This is a genomic window from Planococcus chinensis (assembly GCF_042681545.1).
Taxonomy (GTDB): Bacteria; Bacillota; Bacilli; order Bacillales_A; family Planococcaceae; genus Planococcus; species Planococcus chinensis.
Window position 1 is genome coordinate 148,080 of sequence record NZ_JBHUFW010000007.1, and the last position, 25,037, is coordinate 173,116.

Annotated in this window: 26 protein-coding genes and 2 riboswitches; of the genes, 25 read left to right on the top strand and 1 reads right to left on the bottom strand. The window is 49.0% G+C overall.

Annotated features, from left to right (window positions below):
• Positions 1-21 precede the first annotated feature (21 nt).
• The 18 genes from ACFSDB_RS10665 to ACFSDB_RS10750 all read left to right on the top strand — a co-directional run bounded on the left by ACFSDB_RS10665 (position 22) and on the right by ACFSDB_RS10750 (position 16,074).
• Complete coding sequence (locus ACFSDB_RS10665; RefSeq protein WP_204893065.1) at positions 22-1,194, top strand: acetyl-CoA C-acetyltransferase; 1,173 nt, start codon at positions 22-24, stop codon at positions 1,192-1,194.
• Positions 1,195-1,382: 188 nt separating this feature from the next.
• On the top strand, positions 1,383-3,164 hold the full coding sequence (locus ACFSDB_RS10670) for an acyl-CoA dehydrogenase family protein (RefSeq protein WP_204893066.1): 1,782 nt from the start codon (positions 1,383-1,385) through the stop codon (positions 3,162-3,164).
• Between the two features lie 325 nt (positions 3,165-3,489).
• On the top strand, positions 3,490-3,846 hold the full coding sequence (locus tag ACFSDB_RS10675; RefSeq protein ID WP_204893131.1) for an arsenate reductase family protein: 357 nt from the start codon (positions 3,490-3,492) through the stop codon (positions 3,844-3,846).
• A 78-nt stretch (positions 3,847-3,924) separates the two neighbouring features.
• The gene (gene gcvH, locus ACFSDB_RS10680; protein WP_204893067.1) at positions 3,925-4,305 is read left to right on the top strand and encodes a glycine cleavage system protein GcvH; all 381 of its coding nucleotides are present in this window, start codon (positions 3,925-3,927) and stop codon (positions 4,303-4,305) included.
• Positions 4,306-4,378: 73 nt separating this feature from the next.
• Positions 4,379-4,717 (top strand): toprim domain-containing protein, encoded by a 339-nt coding sequence (locus tag ACFSDB_RS10685; RefSeq protein WP_204893068.1) that lies wholly within the window; start codon positions 4,379-4,381, stop codon positions 4,715-4,717.
• Positions 4,718-4,723: 6 nt separating this feature from the next.
• Entirely contained in the window at positions 4,724-5,035 is a 312-nt protein-coding gene (locus tag ACFSDB_RS10690; RefSeq protein ID WP_204893069.1) for a thioredoxin family protein, read from the top strand.
• A gap of 48 nt (positions 5,036-5,083) precedes the next feature.
• A riboswitch (SAM riboswitch) is annotated at positions 5,084-5,188 on the top strand.
• Positions 5,189-5,266: 78 nt separating this feature from the next.
• Entirely contained in the window at positions 5,267-6,292 is a 1,026-nt protein-coding gene (locus ACFSDB_RS10695) for a methionine ABC transporter ATP-binding protein (RefSeq protein WP_204893070.1), read from the top strand.
• Positions 6,285-6,953: a methionine ABC transporter permease gene (locus ACFSDB_RS10700; protein ID WP_204893071.1), complete on the top strand. Its 669-nt coding sequence runs from the start codon at positions 6,285-6,287 to the stop codon at positions 6,951-6,953. The genes ACFSDB_RS10695 and ACFSDB_RS10700 overlap by 8 nt, the downstream gene beginning before the upstream one ends.
• 49 nt (positions 6,954-7,002) lie before the next feature.
• Positions 7,003-7,830, top strand: a complete 828-nt coding sequence (locus ACFSDB_RS10705; protein ID WP_204893072.1) for a MetQ/NlpA family ABC transporter substrate-binding protein — start codon at positions 7,003-7,005, stop codon at positions 7,828-7,830.
• A 203-nt stretch (positions 7,831-8,033) separates the two neighbouring features.
• Positions 8,034-9,209, top strand: a complete 1,176-nt coding sequence (locus ACFSDB_RS10710; RefSeq protein ID WP_377340042.1) for a dicarboxylate/amino acid:cation symporter — start codon at positions 8,034-8,036, stop codon at positions 9,207-9,209.
• Positions 9,210-9,388: 179 nt separating this feature from the next.
• Positions 9,389-9,919 carry a hypothetical protein gene (locus ACFSDB_RS10715; protein WP_204893074.1) on the top strand — a complete coding sequence of 177 codons (531 nt, stop codon included), beginning with the start codon at positions 9,389-9,391 and terminating at the stop codon, positions 9,917-9,919.
• Between the two features lie 196 nt (positions 9,920-10,115).
• Positions 10,116-10,274: a hypothetical protein gene (locus tag ACFSDB_RS10720; protein WP_204893075.1), complete on the top strand. Its 159-nt coding sequence runs from the start codon at positions 10,116-10,118 to the stop codon at positions 10,272-10,274.
• Between the two features lie 275 nt (positions 10,275-10,549).
• On the top strand, positions 10,550-11,329 hold the full coding sequence (gene sufC / locus ACFSDB_RS10725) for a Fe-S cluster assembly ATPase SufC (protein WP_204893076.1): 780 nt from the start codon (positions 10,550-10,552) through the stop codon (positions 11,327-11,329).
• 18 nt (positions 11,330-11,347) lie between these two features.
• Positions 11,348-12,652 carry a Fe-S cluster assembly protein SufD gene (sufD, locus tag ACFSDB_RS10730; protein WP_204893077.1) on the top strand — a complete coding sequence of 435 codons (1,305 nt, stop codon included), beginning with the start codon at positions 11,348-11,350 and terminating at the stop codon, positions 12,650-12,652.
• Positions 12,652-13,881, top strand: a complete 1,230-nt coding sequence (locus tag ACFSDB_RS10735; protein ID WP_204893078.1) for a cysteine desulfurase — start codon at positions 12,652-12,654, stop codon at positions 13,879-13,881. Before sufD ends, ACFSDB_RS10735 begins: the two co-directional genes overlap by 1 nt.
• Positions 13,871-14,311, top strand: a complete 441-nt coding sequence (gene sufU, locus ACFSDB_RS10740) for a Fe-S cluster assembly sulfur transfer protein SufU (RefSeq protein WP_204893079.1) — start codon at positions 13,871-13,873, stop codon at positions 14,309-14,311. The genes ACFSDB_RS10735 and sufU overlap by 11 nt, the downstream gene beginning before the upstream one ends.
• Before the next feature lie 20 nt (positions 14,312-14,331).
• Complete coding sequence (gene sufB / locus ACFSDB_RS10745; protein WP_204893080.1) at positions 14,332-15,729, top strand: Fe-S cluster assembly protein SufB; 1,398 nt, start codon at positions 14,332-14,334, stop codon at positions 15,727-15,729.
• A 159-nt stretch (positions 15,730-15,888) separates the two neighbouring features.
• Complete coding sequence (locus tag ACFSDB_RS10750) at positions 15,889-16,074, top strand: hypothetical protein (RefSeq protein ID WP_204893081.1); 186 nt, start codon at positions 15,889-15,891, stop codon at positions 16,072-16,074.
• 182 nt (positions 16,075-16,256) lie between these two features.
• Here the strand turns inward: ACFSDB_RS10750 and ACFSDB_RS10755 are convergent, their stop codons facing one another.
• The gene (locus ACFSDB_RS10755) at positions 16,257-16,934 is read right to left on the bottom strand and encodes a DNA alkylation repair protein (protein WP_204893082.1); all 678 of its coding nucleotides are present in this window, start codon (positions 16,932-16,934) and stop codon (positions 16,257-16,259) included.
• Positions 16,935-17,111: 177 nt separating this feature from the next.
• Between ACFSDB_RS10755 and ACFSDB_RS10760 the strand changes: the two genes are divergently transcribed.
• The 7 genes from ACFSDB_RS10760 (at position 17,112) to lipA (ending at position 25,020) form a co-directional block, all read left to right on the top strand.
• Entirely contained in the window at positions 17,112-17,972 is an 861-nt protein-coding gene (locus ACFSDB_RS10760; protein WP_204893083.1) for a DUF72 domain-containing protein, read from the top strand.
• A complete protein-coding gene (locus ACFSDB_RS10765; protein ID WP_204893084.1) occupies positions 17,972-18,799 on the top strand; it encodes a sulfite exporter TauE/SafE family protein in 828 nt (275 codons plus the stop codon). Before ACFSDB_RS10760 ends, ACFSDB_RS10765 begins: the two co-directional genes overlap by 1 nt.
• Before the next feature lie 13 nt (positions 18,800-18,812).
• Positions 18,813-20,156: a bifunctional metallophosphatase/5'-nucleotidase gene (locus tag ACFSDB_RS10770; protein WP_204893085.1), complete on the top strand. Its 1,344-nt coding sequence runs from the start codon at positions 18,813-18,815 to the stop codon at positions 20,154-20,156.
• A gap of 70 nt (positions 20,157-20,226) precedes the next feature.
• Positions 20,227-20,408, top strand: a riboswitch (Lysine riboswitch).
• 110 nt (positions 20,409-20,518) lie between these two features.
• Positions 20,519-22,093: a Na+/H+ antiporter NhaC family protein gene (locus ACFSDB_RS10775; RefSeq protein ID WP_204893086.1), complete on the top strand. Its 1,575-nt coding sequence runs from the start codon at positions 20,519-20,521 to the stop codon at positions 22,091-22,093.
• A 201-nt stretch (positions 22,094-22,294) separates the two neighbouring features.
• Positions 22,295-23,815 carry a sodium-dependent transporter gene (locus ACFSDB_RS10780; protein ID WP_204893087.1) on the top strand — a complete coding sequence of 507 codons (1,521 nt, stop codon included), beginning with the start codon at positions 22,295-22,297 and terminating at the stop codon, positions 23,813-23,815.
• Positions 23,816-23,829: 14 nt separating this feature from the next.
• Entirely contained in the window at positions 23,830-23,946 is a 117-nt protein-coding gene (locus tag ACFSDB_RS10785) for a methionine/alanine import family NSS transporter small subunit (protein WP_204893088.1), read from the top strand.
• Between the two features lie 150 nt (positions 23,947-24,096).
• Positions 24,097-25,020, top strand: a complete 924-nt coding sequence (lipA, locus tag ACFSDB_RS10790) for a lipoyl synthase (RefSeq protein ID WP_204893089.1) — start codon at positions 24,097-24,099, stop codon at positions 25,018-25,020.
• Positions 25,021-25,037: the final 17 nt, after the last annotated feature.

Consider the following 25,037-nt stretch of genomic DNA (forward strand, 5'->3'; position numbering starts at 1 on the left):
GACATTAAAGGAGGAAACAACATGCGCGAAGCAGTAATTGTGGCCGGCGCCCGTACACCGGTCGGAAAAGCGAAAAAAGGTTCTCTTGCAACTGTGCGCCCGGATGATTTCGGGGCACTGGTTGTACGGGAAGCATTAAACCGGGCAGGATATGACGGCCCGATAGATGATTTGATTATGGGATGCGCCATGCCGGAAGCGGAGCAGGGCATGAACATCGCCCGCAATATCGGGGCGCTTGCAGGACTCCCGGATACAACACCGGCGGTTACAGTCAACCGGTTCTGTTCATCCGGCCTTCAATCGATTGCCTATGCAGCGGAAAAGATCATGGTCGGTTCAGCCGAAGCGGTCATCGCCGGAGGCGTCGAATCGATGAGCATGGTGCCGATGATGGGCAATGTCATCCGCCCGAACGCGAAACTGGCAGAAACAGCTCCCCAGTATTATATGAGCATGGGGCATACCGCTGAACAAGTGGCGACACAATATGGCGTCAGCCGGGAAGACCAGGATGCATTCGCCGTCCGTTCGCACGAACGGGCAGCAGCTGCAATCGCAGCCGGAAAATTCGACGAAGAAGTCGTTCCGGTCGAAGTGACTAAGCGCTTTGTCGACGAAAACAATAAGTACCAGGAAAAAACCTTCATGTTCGAAATGGATGAGGGCGTGCGCCACGGCACGAGCATCCAGACATTGAATAAATTGCGCGCGGCATTTTCTGCACGCGGTTCAGTAACGGCGGGGAATTCCTCGCAAACATCGGACGGCGCAGGCGCGTTGTTGGTCATGGACCGGGAGAAAGCGGAAGCACTCGGCTTGAAGCCGATTGCGAAATTCCGTTCATTTGCAACAGGCGGCGTGCCGCCGGAAGTCATGGGAATCGGCCCGATCGTAGCCATTCCGAAAGCATTGAAAATCGCAGGCCTTTCGATTGAAGACATCGATGTTTGGGAACTGAACGAAGCTTTCGCTTCCCAGTCGCTCGCAGTTGTCCGCAACTTGGGCATCGATATCGACAAAGTGAACTTCAACGGCGGCGCCATTGCACTTGGCCACCCGCTCGGCGCAACAGGTTCGATCCTGACCATCCGCATGATGAGCGAATTGAAGCGCCAAGGCAAACAGTTCGGCGTCGTGACCATGTGCATCGGCGGCGGAATGGGCGCAGCCGGCGTCTTTGAAATGCTGTAATAGCTTATACTTTTTTCACATGAATCTTAGATGAATGAGTGGAAGGCGGCGACTCCTGCGGGGCAAGCGTGAGTCCTGAGACCCCGGAGGGAGCGAAGCGACTGAGGAGGCTCAGGCCACGCCCCGCGGAAAGCGTCCGCCTGGAGCGATTTCATCTCTATAGAAACAATAACTAGGAGGAATTCACAATGGCAGAAGAAAAAACATTGATCAAAGGCGGCAGTTTCCTAATTGAAGAAGCGGACCTTTCACGGGTTTTCACACCGGAAGATTTCACAGAAGAGCATAAGATGATTGCGAAAACGACGGAAGACTACGTGAACACAGAAGTCATGCCAGTCGTCGAGAACTTGGAAAACCATGAATTTGAACATTCCGTCCGTTTGTTGAAATCGGCTGGAGACCTGGGTCTTTTAGGCGCAGATGTGCCGGAACAATACGGCGGCCTTGGGCTTGATAAAATCGCCTCTGCTTTGATTGCTGAAAAGATGTCGAAAGCAGGCGGCTTCGGAATTACGCACGGCGCACACGTTGGAATCGGTTCATTGCCGATCGTGCTTTTTGGAAACGAAGACCAGAAACAGAAATACCTTCCGCGCCTAGCGACAGGTGATATGATTGCAGCATACGCGTTGACTGAGCCGAGCTCAGGATCCGATGCACTTGGTGCGAAAACAACTGCCCGTTTGAACGAAGCCGGAACGCATTACGTCTTGAACGGCGAAAAACAATGGATCACGAATGCCGGCTTTGCGGATGTCTTCGTTGTCTACGCGAAAATCGACGGGGAAAAATTCTCGGCATTCATCGTAGAGCGCGCGTACGACGGCGTTTCGGTCGGACCGGAAGAAAAGAAAATGGGAATCAAATCTTCTTCTACCCGTACATTGATCCTTCAGGATGCGCAAGTGCCTGTTGAGAACTTGTTGGGAGAAGCAGGGCGCGGACACGTCATCGCGTTCAACATCTTGAACATCGGCCGCTACAAATTGGGCGTAGGCACAATCGGCGGAGCAAAATATGCGATGGAATTGACCATCCCTTACACAAACCAGCGCCAGCAGTTCAAGACGCCGATTTCATCTTTCAACTTGACGCGCGAAAAATTGGCCACAATGGCTTCGCAATTGTATGCCCTTGAAAGTTCTGTTTACCGCACAGTCGGCTTGTTCGAAGACCGCATGAGCGGCTTTACGGATGAGCAGCACGCAGACGGCAAACTGGTGGCTGATTCGATCGCTGAATTTGCAGTGGAATGCTCCATGAACAAATTCTTCGGAACAGAGACGCTTGATTATATCGTTGATGAAGGCGTTCAATTGCACGGCGGCTATGGCTTTATGGCTGAATATGAAATCGAGAAAGCGTACCGCGATTCACGCATCAACCGGATCTTTGAAGGAACGAATGAAATCAACCGCCTGCTGGTGCCGGGCACTTTGATCCGCAAAGCGATGAAAGGCGAACTGCCATTGTTCGAGCATGCCCAAAAACTCCAGGAAGAGCTGTTGATGATGATGCCGGAAGAAATCGGCACAGAAGCATTGGCCCAGGAGAAATACTTGGTGCGCAACGCGAAGAAAATCGCGCTTTTGGCGGCTGGCCTAGCGGCACAGACCTACGGAGCGAAGCTTGAGCAGGAGCAGGAAGTGCTTGTGAACATCGCGGACATCGTCAGCAACGTCTTTGCAATGGAATCAGCAGTTTTGCGCACCGAAAAAGCGATCGCGGCTTCTGGCGAAGAAAAAGCGAAACAGAAACTCCTTTACACGCAGATCTATTGCCAGGAAGCATTCGACAAAATCGAAAAAGACGCAAAAGAAACGTTGCTTGCAGCTATCGAAGGCGACAACCAGCGCATGATGCTTTCTGCATTGCGTAAATTGACGCGCTCGACGCCTTACAACGTCATTGCGAAAAAACGCGAAGCGGCCGTTAAATTGATCGAAGTTGAAAAATACGTCGTGTAAGAATTTTTGAAAACGCAGCTCAGGCTGCGTTTTTTCTTTTGTTCAATTTCTATGGCAGATGGAGAGTAGTAAGGCATGAACAGGCATTTTCGGTCGTATGCTCATTGAAGTACGGAATGCGCTCATAGAATCTGTAAAAGCGCTCATAGGATTCCGAAAGCCGCTCATAAACCCTCGAGAACCGCTCTTAGAGAATGAAACGTTCAACTTTTTATAGAATTAGTAAATCATCCAGCTTAATGATTACAGGCACACCGCAAATGGACACTTTTCTCCATTCGACCGGCTAGATGAATTTTGGTAAGCTTGAGGAAAAGGGGGTTTTATTGTGATTACGTATTATGCTTATCCAAAATGCACCACGTGCCGCAACGGAAAGAAATGGCTTGATGAAAACGGTGCCGATTATCGGGAGATCAATATTGCCGAAGCGCCGCCTTCTAAGGAAGAGCTCCGCAAAATCTACAAAGCCAGCGGCATCGAACTGAAGAAGTTTTTCAATACGAGCGGCATCAAGTACCGCGAGCTTGGGCTGAAGGAAAAATTGCCGGAAATGGGCGAGGACGAACAGCTGGAATTGCTTGCTGGCGACGGGATGCTCATCAAGCGGCCGCTTGCATGGGACGGGGAGAAAACGACGCTTGGCTTTAAGGAAGACGTCTATGAAAATACCTGGAAGTAGCGCCATACATTTCTTGTGTTTCCCAAATGTTTATGTCAAACTAAAGGGGAGCAAACTACATAATTTGGAGGGTTTTCGATGAGCACACCACAAGAACTTCGTTATTCAAAAGAGCATGAATGGGTAAAAGTAGAAGGCGGTACAGCACGTATTGGCATTACTGATTTTGCACAAGCCGAATTGGGCGATATCGTTTTCGTTGAATTGCCGCAAGTTGGGGACGAACTGAAAAAAGACCAGCCTTTCGGAAGCGTTGAATCTGTAAAAACCGTATCGGAACTTTACGCGCCGATTAGCGGCAAAGTGGTTGAAGTGAACGCTGAGCTGGAAGACAGCCCTGAATTTGTCAACGAATCTCCTTACGAAAATGCGTGGATGGTGGTAATCGAATCTCCTAGCGAAGCTGAAGTAGGCGAGTTGATGACAGCTGAGCAATATAAAGAAATGATCAACGAGTAATCTCAAAGCGCCTCTTTTTGGCGCTTTTTTTATACAGATTTTCTTTCATACCGATCTAGTGAGGTGTTGGCTTATGGAAAAAGTAATCGTGGTGGAAGGGATCAGCGATAAGTCGCGGATCGCGCCGCTCATTGCAGAACCCGTGACGATTCTTTGCACAAATGGTACAGTAAGTGCATCGAGGCTTGAAGAACTGCTGCTGCCATATGAAGGCCTGGACATCATCATCCTGGTCGATGCGGACAAATCAGGAGAGAAATTGCGGAAATTGGTGAAGCGCGAATTTCCCGAAGCCCGGCACTTTTACATCAGCCCGAGCTTCAAGGAAGTGGCGGCCACGCCGATCCGCAACTTGATCGATGTTCTGATTTCAGCAAACGTTCAAGTCAATAAGTTATTAGCTGAGGGATGAAACAAAATGGAAGAATGGACACATAAAGAATGGCTGAAAGAAAAGAACACGAAAACGGTTGCCGCGTTTTATTTGTACACGCCGATGTGCGGCACATGCCAAGTTGCTTCGAAAATGCTGGATGTGGTCGAAGAGCTGTTGCCGGACATGCCGATGGGCAAGGCAAACTTGAATTTTGTGCAGGAAATAGCTGAACTCTATCAAGTGGAGAGCGTGCCATGCCTGCTCTTGACAAAGAACGGCGAGCTGGCTGAAAAGATCTACGCGTTCCAATCCGTGCCTTATTTATATGGAAAGTTAAAATCTGTTGACGTATAAAGTGAAGCGTGGTAAATTGAATTTCTGAAATCAATTAAATATCGTCAACTCTTATTAAGAGTGGTGGAGGGAAGTGCCCTATGAAGCCCGGCAACCGTCATGAAAATGAAATGGTGCCAAATCACACAAAGCAATAGCTTTGGAAGATGAGAGATCGGTTTACTTTTAAAGTTACCCTTCTGCTCAAATTTGCGCAGAAGGGTTTTTATTTTGAGGCGGGAGTGTTTAGGAATGATCGAATTAAAACAATTATCGAAAGTGTTCGATACCGGCAAAGGTTCATTGACCGCAGTGGACGGCGTGGACCTGTCGATCGGCGACGGCGAGATCTTCGGCATCATCGGCTATAGCGGCGCCGGGAAGAGTACATTGATCCGTTTGCTGAACGGGCTCGAAAAACCGACAAATGGTTCTGTTGTTATCAACGGGCAGGACATCACGAATATCAGCAGCGGTGAGCTGCGGAAAGCGCGCCAGAAAGTCAGCATGATTTTCCAGCATTTCAATTTGCTATGGTCGCGCACCGTCAAGGAGAACATCGAGTTCCCGCTTGAAATCGCCGGCGTTCCGAAAGAGAAGCGCGCAGCGCGCGTTCAGGAACTGGTGGAACTCGTCGGCCTCGGCGGACGGGAAAATGCTTACCCGTCCCAGTTGTCAGGGGGACAGAAGCAGCGCGTCGGCATTGCACGCGCACTTGCTAATGAGCCGGAAGTGCTGCTGTGCGACGAAGCGACGTCTGCACTCGATCCGCAGACGACGGACTCGATTCTGGACTTGCTGGTGGACATCAACAAGCGCTTGGGGCTTACGATTGTGCTGATTACACACGAAATGCATGTCATCCGGAAAATCTGCCATCGCGTCGCCGTCATGGAAGGCGGCCGGGTCGTAGAGATGGGCGATGTGCTCCGCGTCTTCCAGGCGCCAAAGGAAAACATCACCAAACGATTTGTGGCGCAAGTGACGGATACGGAAGATTCGCAAGAGACGATCAAGCACCTCCGCGAGTTGTATCCGGAAGGCGTGCTGGTAAAACTGGTCTTTGTCGGAGATCAGACAGAGCAGCCGATTTTGACCAAATTGATCCGGAAGCATCCGGTCGATATTAATATTGTGCAGGGCAATATCGCCCATACACAACGAGGAGCATACGGAACATTGATTTTGCAGATAAAAGGCTCTCAGCCGGAAGTTGCTGAGGCCATGGCATTCTTGAATGCGGAAGGCGTCCAGACGGAGGTGATGGCAAATGATTGAGTCATTATTCCCGAACGTCGATTGGCAGGATATGTGGGAAGCGACGCTGGAAACCTTGTATATGACGGCCATGTCGACGCTCTTTACATTCGCCATCGGCCTTGTGCTCGGAATCGTCCTGTTTTTGACCGCACCAAAACAATTATGGGCAAACAGCATCGTGAATTGGCTGACCGGCGCATTCGTCAATATTTTCCGGTCGATTCCGTTCATCATCCTGATCATCTTGCTGATCCCGCTTACGAAATTCATGATCGGAACCATCCGGGGGCCGAATGCGGCATTGCCGGCACTGATCATCGGCGCAGCACCTTTCTATGCACGCATGGTGCTGATCGCTTTGAAAGAAATCGACAAAGGCGTCATTGAAGCAGCGCGCTCGATGGGCGCAAGCACATGGACGATCATCCGCAAGGTGCTGCTGCCGGAGTCGAAGCCGGCGTTGATCTCCGGAATTACGGTGACGGCCATTGCATTGGTCGGCTATACCGCGATGGCGGGCATCATCGGAGCAGGCGGCCTTGGCACATTGGCTTTCCTAGATGGCTTCCAGCGCAGCCGCCAGGATGTTGTTCTGGTAGCGACCATCCTGATTTTGATCATCGTTTTTGCCATCCAGTTTGTCGGAGACCGTTTGACGGTGAAATCAGATAAACGTTGATCCAAGAATTCCATAATAAAAAACACCATAGAAAAGGGAGCGTACACACATGAAGAAACTTGTAACAGGAACATTATTGGCAGCATTGGCATTGGCAGGCTGCGGCGCAGAAGAATCCGGCAGCGGCGGATCCGGCGGGGAAGAGTCAAGCACATTGAAAGTGGGAGCGTCCAACGTACCGCATGCGGAGATTCTGGAGCAGGCCCAGCCTATCCTCGAAGAACAGGGAATTGAACTGGAAATCGAAACTTATCAGGATTATATCTTCCCTAACCAAGATCTTGAATCAGGCGAAATTGATGCCAACTACTTCCAGCATGTCCCTTATTTAGAATCACAGATTGCTGAGAATGGCTATGAGTTTGAAAATGCCGGAGGCATCCATATTGAACCGATCGGTGTTTATTCCCAAAAATACAAGTCACTAGAAGAACTTCCGGAAGGCGCGACAATCTTGATGAGCAGCTCTGTTGCGGACCATGGACGAATCTTGTCTATGCTTGAAGCGCAAGGCTTGATCACTTTGGATGAATCGGTGGAAAAAACAACAGCTGAAGTAAGCGACATTACAGATAATCCGAAGAACCTGCAATTTGAAACGGATTACGAAGCGGCGATTCTTGTCCAAATGTATGAGCAAGGTGAAGGTGATGCCGTATTGATCAACTCGAACTATGCCATCGATGCAGGCCTGAACCCAATGGAAGATTCCATCGCTCTTGAAAGCTCAGATTCACCATATGTCAACATCATTGCTGTCCGCAAAGGCGACGAAGACAACGAAAACGTCAAAGCCTTGGTGGAAGTGCTGAAATCTGACGAAATCCAAGACTTCATCCTTGAAGAGTGGGGCGGCTCTGTAGTGCCGGTCGACTAATAAAACGAACAAAGGCCCCTGAATCCGATTCAGGGGCCTTTTGCATTGTGGGAAAGAAGATGGAACTAGGAAAGGGGAGTTTTAACTTTGTTGAAATAATAAAAATATTTCGCGTATTGGAGTTCCTATTAACTTTTTTTTGCCTTTGTGATACTTTTGGATAATAAATAAAATACATCTGTTCATATAGGGAGGACATGGAAGTGAAGTTTAATTTTGGTTTACTGCCAAGAATCATTGTCGCCATCGCTTTAGGGGTGTTGATCGGTTCGTTTGCGCCAGAGTGGCTGGCACGGATTTTTGCTACATTCACAACGATTTTCGGAAACTTTCTTAATTTCATCGTGCCATTGATCATTCTCGGGTTCATCGCGCCCGGCATTGCCAAATTAGGCAAAGGATCGGGGAAATTGCTGGGACTGGCAACGTTTTTTGCGTATGCGTCAACCATTATCGCTGGAACGATGGCGTTTTTTGCAGCGACGACGATTTTGCCGAATTTCATGCAAGGCGGTTCGTTGAGCGCAATTGATGATCCGGAACATGCACTCGCAACCTCATTCATCGCGCTTGATATGCCGCCGGTGTTCGGCGTCATGTCTGCATTGATCCTGGCATTCCTGCTCGGAATCGGTATGGCTTCCACTGGGAGCAAAACGATGTTTTCGTTTTTTGATGAATTCCAGGCAATTATCGAGAAAGCGATCACGTATGTCATCATCCCACTTTTGCCGTTCCATATCTTCGGGATCTTCGGAAACATGGCCTATGGCGGAGCGGTGGCAGAGATACTTTCGCTCTTCGCTGTCGTTTTCGTGATGATCATCATTTTGCATTGGGTCATGCTTTTGCTGCAGTATACGACAGCCGGCACACTCAATGGCCGCAACCCGTTTTCATTGCTGAAAACGATGCTGCCGGCATATTTCACGGCTCTTGGAACGCAGTCTTCTGCAGCGACAATCCCGGTCACTGTGCGGCAAGCACGCAAAACGGGTGCTAACGAACGGGTCATTGATTTTGCGGTTCCATTGTTTGCAACAATCCATCTATCTGGAAGTACGATCACGATTGTCTCTTGTGCGGTCGGCGTCATGCTATTGACGGGGGATGTCGCTTCTTTCGGAAGCATCCTGCCATTTATCCTGATGCTCGGCGTTACGATGATCGCAGCACCCGGCGTCCCGGGCGGAGCAGTGATGGCGGCGATTGGCTTGCTTGAGACCATGCTCGGATTCGATTCCACTATGGTCGCTTTGATGATCGCCCTGTACTTGGCGCAAGACAGCTTCGGGACAGCGACGAATGTCACGGGAGACGGCGCGTTAGCGATGATCGTCGACCGGTTTACGAACGGAAAGCAGGCAGCGAAACTCTAATGCGGCGGTTCCGTAAAAGCAACACGTCTTTCTCAGGCGGAGTGAAATTCTCGCAGCCGGATGAGGAATGGGATTATTAGGAATGTTTTTCCAATTGCGACTATTCGGCCATGTATATACGCCCCCAAAAAGCTGTGTTAATATAATTTTCGGAACATACACACATAGGGGGCTTTTACATGAAGAAATTATTGGTTATTGGATTTTCAGCGGCTTTGCTTCTTGGAGCATGCAGCGAAGAAAACGCTACAGACACAACTAATGAAGAAACAGCTGGTACGGAGGAAGCCGCAGGATCTTCTGCTGATATTAAGCAGGAAATGATGCGCTTCTATATGTCAGTGCCGAATACGATCAATGCAAGCGACGCAGACTTGAACGCTTTTGAAGCAGCGCAGGCGGATGCATCTCTTCCGGAAGGCGAAGATTTGCAGAAGATGAAAGATGCAGCGAAAGCAGCCGCAGAAAAAACAGCTGCTGCCGTAGAAGGCATCGAGATCCCTGAAACGCTTGAAGAGCAAAAAGGCGAGATTGAGGAAGCATTGGCGCTGATCAAAGAATCGTATGATATGAAGGCGGATGAACTGACGAAGGAAGCTTCTTTTGAAGCGGCAATTGCTAAATTCCAGGAAGCAGATGACAAGTTCAACGCTTTGTTGGAAGTGCAGGAATTGAATCCTTCAAGCATCCAGAACGAAGTAAGTCAATAAGAAACTCCGAAGCCCGGCGGTCCTCCGCCGGGCTTTTGCATTTATTGGAAATTCGCATGACAATTGAGCTATTTTCTGTAAAATATAAAAGCTTTGGTTTTATTCTGAAGCCAAAGGGTATAACATAATAGAAAATTACAAACCAAGAGAGGGATGACCAACTATCGATTCACATGGCTTAGAACGTACCGAGAAAATGGAGCAAGCCTTCAGGGATGTACACGGATTCGGAATTGACGAATACACTAATGACACAGACAAGATTGTACAGGTGGAACAGCGCAGGGAAGCAGATTACCGGCAAGGGCAGCAAGTAGCCGCCCGCCTCGAACGCCAAGTACACGGACATTCATAAATAGAAATTGCAGAAAGCCAGCCAGTGCCTTAAGGTGCTGGTTTTTTATTTGGCCGGATTTCTCATTTAGCCTAAGGTTATTGAAAATATAAACAAGAAAAAATATATCCTAAATGAGAAGAGATTTCAGCAAAAATACACGGAAATAAAATGGTTTTATCAATCCGGAACATCCGATTTAAAGATTTGCTACTATGCCTAATTTCAGGTAAGATTAGAATGATACTAATTAAGGATGGATTTCCATTCTATATTAACTTACTGGAGGTATTTAAATGTCAACTTTGGTCATTAAAGATTTACACGTTAAAATCGAAGATAAAGAGATTTTAAAAGGTGTAAACTTAACAATTAATACAGGTGAAATCCATGCCATCATGGGGCCTAACGGTACAGGAAAGTCCACTTTGGCTTCTGCTATCATGGGTCATCCGAAATACGAAATCACATCAGGATCAGTTACGCTTGACGGGGAAGACGTTCTTGAAATGGAAGTTGACGAACGCGCCCGTGCTGGCCTGTTCCTGGGCATGCAATACCCAAGCGAAATTTCCGGCGTTACCAATGCCGATTTCATGCGCTCTGCGATCAACGCGCGCCGCGAAGAAGGCGAAGAAATTTCATTGATGAAATTCATCCGCGAATTGGATAAAAAGATGGAAGTCCTTGATATGGACCAGGAAATGGCACAGCGCTATTTGAACGAAGGTTTCTCAGGCGGGGAAAAGAAACGCAATGAAATCCTTCAAATGATGATGATCAAACCGACATTCGCTATCCTAGATGAAATCGACTCCGGTTTGGATATCGATGCATTGAAAGTTGTTTCAGAAGGCGTCAACCAGATGAAAGGCGAAGATTTCGGCTGCTTGATCATCACTCACTATCAGCGTCTCTTGAACTACATCACTCCGGACCAAGTCCATGTCATGATGCAGGGTCGTGTCGTGAAATCTGGCGGCAAAGAGCTTGCACATAAATTGGAAGCGGAAGGCTATGACTGGATCAAAGCTGAGCTTGGCATCGAAGACGAGACAGTAGGACAAGAAGCTTAATTGGAAGGGGAGACTAACGTGACGGTTGAAACAAATCTTAAAGTGACCGAGCAGGACGTGCGCTCCTTCTCGGCTTCGAAATCAGAACCGGAAGAGTTTACGAACCTGCGCGTCCAAGCGCTGGCAGCTGCGGAAGCATTGCCGCTGCCAAAACCGGATAAAACGAAAATCACAGCCTGGAATTTCACAGAGTTTCCGGTCCATTCAACAGAAAGCTCCACATATTCTTCATTGGGTGAGCTTCCTGAAGAAGTGAAATCATTGGTGGACCTTGAACAGAAAAACCTGTATATCCAGCACAATAATACACCGGCATACTCATCGCTATCTGATGACCTGAAAGCGAAAGGCGTCATTTTGACGGATATCTTCACTGCGATCCGCGACCACGCGGACATCGTCGGGAAGTATTTCATGAAAGATGCAGTAAAGGCCGAAGAGCATAAATTGACAGCATTGCATGCAGCTTTATTGAACGGCGGCGTTTTCCTTTATGTTCCGAAAAATGTCGTTGTTGAAGAGCCTGTCCAGGTCATCTTCATCCATGACAACGAAGAAGCGTCATTGTTCAATCATGCGCTGGTTGTTGCGGATACGAGCAGCCAAGTGACATATGTCGAAACGTATATTTCGACGGTGCCGCATGCCAACGGATTGGCAAACATCGTTTCTGAAGTCATTGCGGAAGACAACGCACAAGTCACTTATGGTGCAGTCGATGTTTTGGCGGAAGGCTTCACAACTTATGTCAACCGCCGCGGCGTTGCGAAGCGCGACTCGCGCATTGAGTGGGCATTGGGCATGATGAACGACAGTGATACGATTTCTGAAAATACGACGTATTTGATTGGCGACAATTCCGTTGGCGACACGAAAACAGTGGTAGTTGGACGGGGATCGCAGAAACAGAACTTCACGACAAAAGTTATCCATTGGGGCAAGAACTCGGATGGACAGATCCTTAAGCATGGCGTCATGAAAGATTCGGCTTCATCGATCTTCAATGGCATCGGAAAAATCGAGCACGGCGCTACCAAAGCGAATGCCGAGCAGGAATCTCGCGTCTTGATGCTTAGCCCGCAAGCCCGCGGAGATGCCAACCCGATCCTTCTCATCGATGAAGATGATGTAACGGCAGGGCACGCCGCATCGGTCGGCCGTGTCGATCCGCTTCAATTGTTCTATTTGATGAGCCGAGGCATTTCAAAACAAGAAGCTGAACGTCTTGTTATTCACGGCTTCCTGGCGCCAGTTGTAAATGTGCTGCCAATCGAAGGCGTTAAAAAGCAATTGACGGAGGTTATCGAAAGGAAAGTCCGCTAATGATATCAAAAGAGATTAAAAGCTATTTTCCGATCTTGAACCAGGAAATAAACGGCCATCCGCTCGTCTATCTGGACAGCGCGGCTACTTCCCAGAAGCCGGTGCAAGTGATCGAAGCGCTGAAGCATTATTACGAATTCGATAATTCGAATGTGCACCGCGGCGTTCATACGCTCGGCAACCGTGCCACTGAGAAATATGAAGGTGCGCGCGAAAAAGTGCAAAAGTTTATCAATGCTTCTTCAACAGAGGAAATTATCTTTCTCCGCGGCACGACAACCGCCCTTAACCTGGTGGCCCAAAGCTACGGGCGTGCTAATGTCGAAGAAGGCGATGAAATCGTCATCACCTATATGGAACACCATTCAAACATCATTCCATGGCAGCAATTGGCGAAAGAACGCGGTGCTGTCCTAAAATATATCGAACTTGAAGAAGACGGCACCATTTCATTGGAACAGGTCCGTGCAGCCATTACGGACCGGACGAAAATCGTCTCGATGGTCTACGTTTCCAACGTACTAGGCACGATGAATCCGGTCAAAGAAGTGGCGCAGATCGCTCACGAAGTCGGTGCTGTCATGGTCGTAGACGGTGCACAAGCGGCGCCGCACCTGAAAATTGATGTCCAGCAGCTTGATTGCGATTTCTTCGCATTCTCCGGGCATAAGATGGTCGGACCGACAGGGATCGGCGTCTTGTATGGGAAAAAGACTTTATTGAATGATATGGAACCGGTGGAGTTCGGCGGCGAAATGATCGATTTTGTGGGCCTTTATGATTCGACATGGAAAGAGCTGCCTTGGAAATTTGAAGGCGGCACGCCGATTATTGCAGGAGCGGTCGGATTGGGTGCTGCAATCGACTTCCTCAATGAGGTCGGCCTGAGCGAAATCGAGAAACATGAACACCAGATGGCTGCATATGCCATGGACAAGATGAACGGAATCGATGGGCTTCAAATCTACGGTCCGACAGATCCCGCAAAACGGGCAGGCATTGTGACATTCAACATGAATGATGTCCACCCGCATGATGTTGCTACCGTCCTGGATATGAGCGGCATTGCAGTGCGCGCAGGCCACCATTGTGCGCAGCCGCTGATGAAATGGCTGGAAGTCTCAGCCACAGCCCGCGCAAGCTTCTACCTATATAATGACGAGTCGGATATCGACCGCCTGGTGGAAGGACTGCGTTCAGCAAAGGAGTATTTCAACGATGTCTTCTAATAATTTAGATCAACTATACCGGCGCGTGATCATGGACCATTACAAGACTCCGCGCAATAAAGGGACGCTGGATTCAAACAGTGTTAATATTGAGATGAACAACCCGACTTGCGGAGACCGCATCCAGCTGACATTGCAAGTCGAGGACGGCATCGTCAAAGATGCGAAATTCGATGGCGAAGGCTGCTCGATTTCAATGGCTTCTGCATCCATGATGACGCAGGCAGTCAAAGGGAAAGACGTAGACACCGCTTTAGAGCTATCGCACATTTTTTCTGACATGATGCTCGGCAAAGATTATGACGATTCGATTGACTTGGGAGACATTGAAGCCCTTCAAGGGGTTTCACAATTCCCGGCTCGCATCAAATGTGCGACGCTTGCTTGGAAAGCCATGGAAAAAGGTGTACAAAGCGAAGAAAAATCGTAACTTAGAACGGAGGAACGACGATGGCTAAAAAAATGCCAGAGATCGGCGATTATAAATATGGGTTTCATGACAAAGATGTCTCGATCTTCAGATCCAAGCGCGGTCTGACGGAAGATATCGTTAGAGAAATCTCGAAAATCAAGGAAGAGCCTGAATGGATGCTTAAATCCCGCTTGAAAGCTCTTAAATTGTTCTACTCAATGCCAATGCCACAATGGGGCGGCGACTTGGGGTCGTTAAACTTCGATGAAATTACGTATTACGTAAAACCATCTGAGCAGAGCCAGACTTCTTGGGACGAAGTACCAGAAGAAATCAAAGCTACATTCGATAAACTCGGCATTCCTGAAGCGGAGCAGAAATACCTTGCAGGCGTTTCAGCGCAGTATGAATCCGAAGTTGTTTATCACAACATGAAAGTCGAATTGGAAGACATGGGCATCGTCTTTAAAGATACCGGTGCCGCACTTCGTGAAAACGAAGACCTTTTCAAGGAATACTGGCAATCGGTTATTCCGGCGGCTGACAATAAATTTGCAGCATTGAATACGGCCGTATGGTCAGGCGGATCGTTCATCTATGTGCCAAAAGGCATTAAAGTGGAATCGCCGCTCCAAGCTTATTTCCGCATCAACTCGGAAAACATGGGCCAATTCGAGCGCACATTGATCATCGTGGATGAAGGCGCAAGCGTTCATTACGTAGAAGGCTGTACAGCACCGGTTTACACAACCAACTCATTGCACTCTGCAGTAGTTGAAATCATTGTGAAAAAAGATGCATACTGCCGCTACACGACAATCCAAAACTGGGCAAACAACGTCTACAACCTTGTAACGAAACGTGCATTCGTGGATGCGAACGGTACAATGGAATGGATTGATGGCAACATCGGTTCGAAGTTGACGATGAAATACCCAGCTGTTTACTTGAAAGGCGAAGGCGCACGCGGCATGACCTTGTCGATTGCAATCGCCGGCAAAGGACAGCACCAGGATGCTGGAGCGAAAATGATTCACTTGGCTCCGAACACTTCATCGTCAATCGTTTCGAAATCCATTTCGAAACAAGGCGGTAAAGTTTCATACCGCGGGATCGTCCACTTTGGCCGCAAAGCCGATGGCGCCCGTTCAAACATCGAATGCGATACATTGATTATGGACAATCAGTCAACTTCTGATACAATCCCATACAATGAAATCTTGAACGACAACGTATCTTTGGAGCATGAAGCGAAAGTTTCAAAAGTATCTGAAGAGCAATTGTTCTACTTGATGAGCCGCGGCGTTTCTGAGCAGGAAGCAACAGAAATGATCGTTATGGGCTTCATCGAGCCATTCACAAAAGAACTTCCAATGGAATATGCGGTGGAAATGAACCGCTTGATCAAGTTCGAAATGGAAGGCTCTATCGGTTAATAAATACTTCAGTAACCCTTGGCATGACTTTGTTCATGCCAAGGGTTTTTTGTTTTCTCCAAAACCGATTCCTCCAGCTTGAACAAAATCGGACAGTTTTACTGCTTGTTTTAAGGGTATAAGAGGGTAGAAGACCAAATCCAAGGAGGTAGTTTGCATATGAGCCAAAAATTCGATGCATTGAAAGAAAAGCTGAGCAGCGCAGACTTGGGACAGGCGAAAGATGTCATGATGGAAGCGAAACAAGCTTATGAAGATGGCCAGATCGACGAAAATGAAAAGAATGAACTGATTGAATCAGCTAAATCCGTCATCGGGGACAAAGGGATTGGCGGGATTTTTTAAGTAGGCGCAGCTGAATATGTTTGGGAGAAAAAGAGCAGCCTTCGGCATACAATTATGTATGTCGAAGGCTTTTTCGTTTGTTTTCGTTCAGGATAAAGTGAAAAAGAAGTGGTTCATCCGTTTTCGTTGGCCGGGAAAGCCTCCTTGGAGGGAATATAGAGTGCGCACTTCTAGCCGCGCTTCTACTTGCCGATATTTTTCATTGCTTCGCGCTTGCTGAGTGGCATCAATGTATTTTCAAAGGTGAACGAACGGACCCATTCGGAATCCGTCTTCGCATATTCGCGCAGCGCCCAGCCAATCGCTTTCTGCAAAAAGAATTCCTGGGAACCGGCATGCCGAAGGATGATTTGCTGAAGCACTTCCGTGTCCGTCCCTTGTTTGTATTTTAATTGATGGAGGATGGCTGCCCGGTTTGTCCACATATTGCCGGCTTCAGCCCATTCCAACATGGCGCAGGTCCCTGCCGGCCGCTCTTTGGCGACTATCCTTCCGACTGCCCGTGGTGCAATGGAATCGACGCTGTCCCACCAGGATTTGCTTTCGATCAGCTCCCGAAGAAAAGGCAGGTCTGCTACCGACAGATGTGTAGCCATTTTTTCGAGCAATGCGATTGCCGCATATTGATATTCCCGCTCCGGCAGCCTATACAATTTCCATACTTCCTGCTCCAGCTGTCCGGGCTCCGGCAGCTGATATTCCAAAAACTGTTCTTTCAACAATGCTTGGCGCAGCGGCGTTTTGATGCCCAGAAAAGGGAACTGGTTCCGCATATAAGCGGCCATCGGCACAGCCAGCTCATCATTGCGGTTCGCTTCAAACCGTTGAATAATTCCGTGATGGTCCCACGTCTTTTTCATAAATGTTTTGCCTCCTGAAACCTTTTAAAAAAGTGTAGCACATCCGAAAGCAGGGAATTGTAAAGCAACCGGCAATATTTGGAGGGAAGCCAGCAAGCTGCACTGGCCATCTTCCAAAAAGACGCCTAATTTTTTCTATGCTATCATAAAATAATAACGAACAATGGAGGCGGGACGATGATATATGTAGGTTTGACGGGTTGGGGCGATCATCCGGATGTCTATAGCCCAGGCTCAAAAAAAACAGAAAGATTGATCGATTACAGCGCGCATTTTCCGATAGTCGAATTGGATTCCTCATTTTATGCAGTCCAACCGGAACGCAATATAACAAAATGGATCAATGAAACGCCTGAAGGCTTCCAGTTCGTCGTTAAAGCCTATCAGGGGATGACAGGGCATCAGCGGGGCGAGAACCCGTTCGAAAGCCGTGAAGCGATGTTCGAGGCATTCCGGCTGTCAGTCCGCCCAATGAAGAAAGCCGGTAAACTCGCGATGGTTCTGCTCCAGTTTCCGCCCTGGTTCGATTGCCAGAAATCGAACGTCGAAGCGATCCGGGAAATCATCAGCCATTTGGGAGAATTCGACCTGGCCGTTGAATTCCGCCATCAGTCCTGGTATTCACCGGAACTTCGCGAAAAGACTTTTGAATTTTTGCGGGAAAACCGGCTGATCCACACGGTCTGCGATGAACCACAGGCTGGGGATGGATCAGTTCCGCTCGTGCCGGTTGCTACGCGCGATGACAAAGTGCTGATGCGTTTGCACGGCCGCAATTTGCATGGCTGGACAAACCCCGGCGGCGGGCAGAAGTGGCGGGAAGTGCGGTACCTATACGATTACAACAAGGAAGAACTGGCGGAAATCAGCAAAGCGGCAGAAACCCTCCAACAGTCCGCTGAAAACGTCTATATCATTTTCAATAATAATTCGGGCGGACATGCCGCAGGCGATGCGAAAGAATTCCAGGAAATGAACGGCTTGGAGTTCACCGGCTTGTCCGATAAACAGCTGGATCTGTTTGACGGTGGACTTTAATGGAATTTCTTCTACTGGCAATCGCGGGGTTGCTTTCAGGGATTGTCGGAGCGCTGATCGGCCTTGGCGGCGGTGTCATTTTGGTGCCAGCTCTCTTATTCCTGGGTACGGCACTGGCTTTCTTCCCCGATTTGTCGCCTCAGAAAATTGTCGGTTTGTCGGTGATCATGATGATTTTCACAGGCCTTTCTTCAACACTATCCTATATGAAAGTCAAAACGGTCGACTACCGGAGCGGCTTACTGTTCTTCATCGGCAGTGCTCCCGGGACCATAATCGGCGCCTTTGTCAACAAAGGCCTCGACTTGCCGTCGTTCAATTTGTATTTCGGCATCCTGCTCGTGTTTCTGGCCCTCTTGCTGTTGATCCGCAACCGGCTGAAAGCGGTGCATTGGTTTGTCGAGAACGGGCGGAAATTTACTTTCAAAGATTCCATGAACAAAGAATACGTGTACGGCTATCCGGTCTGGTTCGCGCTGCTTTTGACGTTCGGCGTCGGTTTCGCCTCCGGCCTGTTCGGAATCGGGGGCGGCTCGATCATGGTGCCGGCGATGATTTTGCTGTTCCTGTTCCCGCCGCACGTGGCGGTCGGGACGTCGATGTTCATGGTGTTCTTGTCCGCGATCGTCAATTCGGTAACGCATATTTCGCTTGGCAATGTCCCTTGGATTTATACCCTCGCTGTTGTGCCTGCCGCGTATATCGGAGCCAAAATAGGGGCGTCGCTCAACAAGAAGCTCCAATCAGAAACATTGGTCGTCATTTTGCGGATCGCATTGCTGGTTCTCGGCCTGCGGTCCATCTACGAAGGATTATTCAGTTCTTAAAGAGGTGTAAGGCATGGGAGAACTCATTCACATTTATCATACAAATGATCTGCACAGCCATTTTTCGCATTGGCCGAGCATCCGGGCGCTTCTGCATGAACGGAAACGCTGGCATGAGGAAGCCGGTGATACCTGCCTGATCCTTGATATCGGCGACCACGTCGACCGTTCCCATCCGTTCACGGAAGGGACGGCGGGAAAAGGCAATGTGGAATTGCTCAATGAAGCCGGCTACGATGCAGTGACAATCGGCAATAATGAAGGCATTACGCTGTCCAAGGATGAACTGGACGAATTGTATATCCAGGCTGACTTTGATGTCATTGTATCCAACCTGTTTGAAGAAGGCGGCGGCCGGCCGAAATGGGCAAAGCCTTACGGGGTCCTGGAGACTGCGGAAGGGCTGAGAATCGGCCTGGTCGGAGCAACAGCAGAATTCACTCCGTTTTATCAGCGCTTGGGATGGGAAGTGACCGATGCGAAAGCATCGATCATTGAATCGGTCAACGCCATCAAGGACCAGACGGACTTCATTGTCTGCTTGTCCCATCTGGGCATCCGGGAGGATGAACTGCTGGCGGAGCTTTGCACCGACATCGACGTGATCCTCGGCGCCCATACCCACCATATTTTCCACGAAGGGAAAACAATCGGCAGCACGCTGCTCGGGGCGGCCGGCAAATTCGGCATGTTCATCGGGCATATCACATGGGATCCGGCAACCGGTGAAACCGAAGCTGAATTGATCGATACCGCAGAATTGCGCAATTCGGAAGAGGGGTTCAATGATGAATTGATTGCCGACGGCAAAACCCAACTGAGCGAGCCGATTTTTTATAACGAAAAAGAATTGAAAGCGGAGTGGTTCAAAGAGTCGGAACTGGCCGAGCTGTTCGGGGAAGCGATGCTTGAGTATTCCGGAGCAGACTGTGCGTTGTTCAATGCCGGCTTGTTTATGGAGGGGATGCCGGTCGGGGTCGCGACACGCTATGATTTCCATAAGATGCTGCCGCACCCGATCAATCTCTGTCTGGTCGAATTGACGGGCGCAGAACTGAAGGAAATCTACCAGCAGTCGCTGAATGCCGAGTGGCCGAACATCGAATTGAAAGGGATGGGGTTCCGCGGCGCTGTCCTCGGGAACATCGTCCATGTCAATATGGCCGTCGAAGAGCATCAATTGTATGTCGGCGGCATTCCGGCAGACCCGGAAAAAGTCTATCAGCTGATTACGCTTGATATGTTCACGTTCGGCTATTTTTTCCCGGAGCTGAAACGGGCGCCAAAAACTTATTTCATGCCAGAATTCCTGCGGGATGTTTTCAGCCGGTTTTTCCAGGCAAAAGCAGTAAAATGAACGAATATTCGAAGTAGAGTTTCATTTGATTTCAATAAAATTCTGCGCTATGCTTTTAAGGAATTCAATATCGATGGGTAGAGGCTGCGAAGCTTATCAGTAATATGCGGGAGTGTGACAACGTTGAACGCATATGAAAGGAAGTTTTGCCGAAGCTCTTTTTTCAGGTGTCAATGGAAAAAGGGCTGGGGGCATTCTGAAAAAGGATGTCACTGTCGTCTGTGATTTTACAGGCGAAGAGCTACAGGGTTGTTTGATGTTTTTATGCACAGACGAATTGTAGAAGGCTGATTGTATCCATTGGAGCGATCGGCCTTTTTTCTATCTTCTCTTCCATCCTTAAAAAAATAGGAGGGATTCATATGGAAAATACTATTTTCTCGATTTTGCCGCCGCTGGTAGCAATTGTCATGGTGCTGCTGACCAAGCGGGTGCTGTTGTCGCTCGGCACCGGTGTGGTGGCAGCTGCGTTGATCCTGACGTCGTTTGCACCTGTCCAAGCTGCAAGAGAAATCTTCAATTCTTTTGCGGTCACGTTCTGGGACGAAGGCTTCAACGCCTATAATGTCTTTATCTTGCTGTTCCTGCTGCTGTTAGGCGTCATCACCGCGTTCGTCAGTCTGTCAGGCGGCAGCCGAGCATTCGCCGATTGGGCTTCTGCGCGCATCAAGACCCGCCGCGGCGCCAAGGTCCTGACGGTCGTACTCGGCATGGTGATTTTCATCGATGACTATTTCAACGCATTGGCGGTCGGACAAGTCGCACGCCCGATTACTGACCGTTATAAAGTGTCGCGGGCGAAACTGGCTTACTTCATCGATTCTACGGCAGCGCCGGTCTGTGTCATCTCACCGGTATCAAGCTGGGGAGCGGCGATTATCGGAATCGTCGCCACGATCCTGTCGGCGCAATCTTATGTTCAGATGTCGGCGCTTGAAGCATTCATCTGGATGGCCCCGATGAACTTCTACGTCATTGCGACGCTGGCCATCGTCATTTTCGTCGCCATCCGCGACGTCGATTTCGGAGCGATGAAAAAACATGAAACGCGCGCAATTACGACTGGGGAATTATACGACGCAAACAAAACAATCCCAGGGGAAATGAAAGAAGAGTTCCCGGCGCACGCACATGGAAAAGTGACGGATCTGCTCCTGCCGATCCTCTTGCTGATCGCCGGCACAATCGGGGCAATGGTTTGGACCGGCTATCAGAATGCCGGACAAGCGTGGGACATCTGGGCAATCTTCGAGAACACAGATGTACCGGCGTCGTTGATGGCGGGCGGCCTTTTGGGAGCTGTCGCGTCCATCCTATTGTATGTACGCCAGTTCAAGAAAAACGAAACGGCAAAAGCATCCTGGGTCGGCAAAGGCATCGTGGAAGGGCTTCGCTCGATGATCGGCGCTGTGCTGATCTTGATCTTTGCTTGGGCACTCAGCTATTTGATCGACGCACTTGAAACCGGCGTCTACCTGGCGGATGTGGTGACAAAGAATAATATTCCAACCGAAATCCTGCCGGTGCTTCTGTTTCTTTTAGCCGGAATCATGGCTTTCTCGACCGGAACTTCCTGGGGCTCTTTCGGGATTCTGCTGCCGATTGCCGGCAACATCATGGGGCAGGCAGCGCCTGAACTTCTGCTGGCAACGTTGTCAGCGGTTCTGGCCGGAGCTGTTTTCGGGGACCATTGTTCGCCGATTTCAGATACGACGATCCTGTCATCTACAGGGGCAGGAAGCAACCACATGGACCACGTATTGACCCAATTGCCGTATGCGCTGACCGCAGCCGCGATCGGGGCAGTGGGGTATATCGTCATAGGCTTTACCGGTTCGCTGCTATGGTCTTTATTAGCAGTTGCGGTCATTTTAGCAGTATTATTTATCACATGGTCAAAACGTACTACAATTCTTGAGAAACAAGCAAATAACTAGCAAATATTAAAAGCAGAGGAATTTTTCCTCTGCTTTTTACTATTCTAGCAATAGTTTTTTATAAATATTTTCCGGAATTATCTTTACTTTCAAAGGCAGCATCGTTATACTATTTTTAGATTAGTCAATAATCTGAAAATAAACAAACTTCCTATTTTTCTGTAAGAAAATTGGAAGCAGACAAACAAAGGGGGAAGAAAGATGGAACGTTCGCAATGGGGTACACGCGCCGGATTTATTATGGCGGCTGTCGGCTCAGCGGTAGGTTTGGGGAACATTTGGCGTTTTCCATATGTAGCCTATGAAAATGGTGGAGGAGCATTCTTTATACCGTACTTATTCGCTCTGTTAACCGCAGGGATACCAATTCTAATTATGGAATTCACCATCGGGCATAAATACCGCGGATCGGCACCGTTGTCATTCTTCAGAATGAGCGGCAAGAAATTGGAATGGATGGGCTGGTGGGCGATATTCGTTTCATTCGTCATCTCCACGTATTACGCAGTTATTATCGCTTGGGCGATGCGCTACACGATTTTCTCAATCAACCAGGCATGGGGATCAGATACGCAAGATTTCCTCTTTAATGACTTCCTTCAATTGACTGTAACGCCAGGGCAAACCGGAGGAATTGTATGGGGTGTCTTAATTCCGCTAATTCTGGTGTGGGCTATCGCCTTAGGAATCTTGTTGGGCGGCGTCAAAAAAGGGATCGAAATGGCAAACCGCATTTTCATCCCGACACTGGTCGTCATCTTCCTGATTGTCGTTATCCGTGCAGTCACGCTTGACGGAGCAGCACTCGGATTGGATGCATTCTTTAAACCGAATTTTGATGCGATCATGGACCCGCAGGTATGGGTAGCGGCGTACGGACACATTTTCTTCAGTTTGTCCATCGCATTTGCGATTATGATCACTTATGCGAGTTACCTTCCGAAAAAATCGGATATCACGAATAATGCTTTCATCACTGGGTTTGCGAACTCGGCATTCGAATTGCTTGCCGGTATTGGGGTGTTCGCAGCACTAGGATTCATGGCGAACCAGCAAGGCGTAGCGGTTGCGGATGTAGCAGCAGCGGGCGTCGGGTTAGCATTCGTTGTCTTCCCGCAGATTATCAATGAGTTCCCTGGATTCAACGGCCTGTTCGGCGTCTTATTCTTCTTGTCCTTGACGCTTGCCGGATTGACTTCATTGATTTCCATTACAGAAACGTACGTTGCCGGCTTCTCTGAGAAATTCGGCATTTCGCGCAACAAAGCTGTCATTTTCGGCGGTGGACTAGCAGCATTGATTTCCGTTCTGTTTGCCACTCAAGGCGGATTATTCTTCCTTGACGTAGCCGATTACTTCATCAACCAGTTTGGTGTTGCGGCTATCGGATTAGTGGAAGTCATCTTGATCGTTTGGGCATTCCGCAAAGTGGATACTCTACGGGACCATGCCAATGGAATCTCCGACATCCATCTGGGCGGCTGGTGGAAGATCTGCCTGGGCTTCATTACGCCGATTGTTTTGGGCTACATGATGTTCGGTTTGTTGAAAACCAACCTTCTGAAAGAGTTTGATACCGAGACTGGAAACTATGAAGGCTACTCGGATACATTCATCATGCTGGGCGGTACGAGCGTTGCACTTGGCGCCATCGTGCTCGGAGTTCTCATGTCCCTTGGCAAATGGCATAAAGACCATGCGGAATTCGACGAACATAAATAAGGAGGGTTCACCATATGTCTATTGAAGCGATCGTTGTTATGATCATCGGGATGGTTGTCATCTGGGGTGGCCTGGGTGCAAGCATTGCACACGCAGTCAGCAAGAGCAAAGCTGCCAAAAGAGCGGCTTAATAATGGAGAGACCCGGGAGCATCCGCTTCCGGGTTTCTTTTTTCTTCCTGCGGCTGGAAGGAACGGCGTATTGTGGGCAAGTGGGCTTTATGGTACATTTGGAAAGGAAAAGAAAAACAGATAAGACCATGAAGAATGGGGATGATGCGCATGTCAACAAAACAGGAACATCTAAGAAAGCCCGATTGGTTGAAGATCAAGCTGAATACGAATGAAAACTATACCGACTTGAAGAAAATGATGCGGGAAAACAATTTGAACACGGTCTGTGAAGAAGCGCGATGCCCGAATATCCATGAATGCTGGGGGACCCGCAGAACAGCCACTTTCATGATTCTCGGTGCCGTTTGCACGCGGGCATGCCGGTTCTGTGCGGTGAAGACCGGCCTGCCGAACGAACTGGACCTGCAGGAGCCAGAACGCGTCGCCCAGTCAGTGAAGCTCATGAACCTGAAGCATACCGTCATCACGGCGGTGGCGCGGGATGATCTGAAAGACGGGGGATCGGCTGTTTTCGCAGAAACCGTTAGAGCCATCAAACGGGAAAATCCGTTTACGACCGTGGAAGTGCTGCCTTCTGATATGGGAGGCGTCTACGAAAACCTCGAACGGCTTATGGAAGCGGAGCCGGACATCCTGAACCACAACATCGAAACGGTGCGCCGCTTGACACCGAGAGTCCGGGCCCGTGCCACTTACGATCGTTCGCTCGAATTTTTGAAACGCGCCAAAGAGATGCGTCCGGAAATTCCGACAAAATCATCCCTGATGCTCGGATTGGGTGAAACGCATGAAGAAATCCTGGAAGTGATGGATGACCTCCGTGCCAACGATGTGGATATTATGACCATCGGACAGTATCTGCAGCCTTCCAAAAAGCATTTGAAAGTACAAAAATATTACTCGCCGAAGGAATTCAAAGAACTTTGGCAGATAGCCATGGACAAAGGGTTTTCGCATTGCCAGGCAGGTCCGTTGGTCCGAAGCAGCTACCATGCTGACGAGCAAGTGAACGCAGCGGCGAAGGAACGCCAGCGCCTTGGAGAGATAGAAGCAGCTGCTACAAACAGCTAATGGATGGTGAGAAGGAA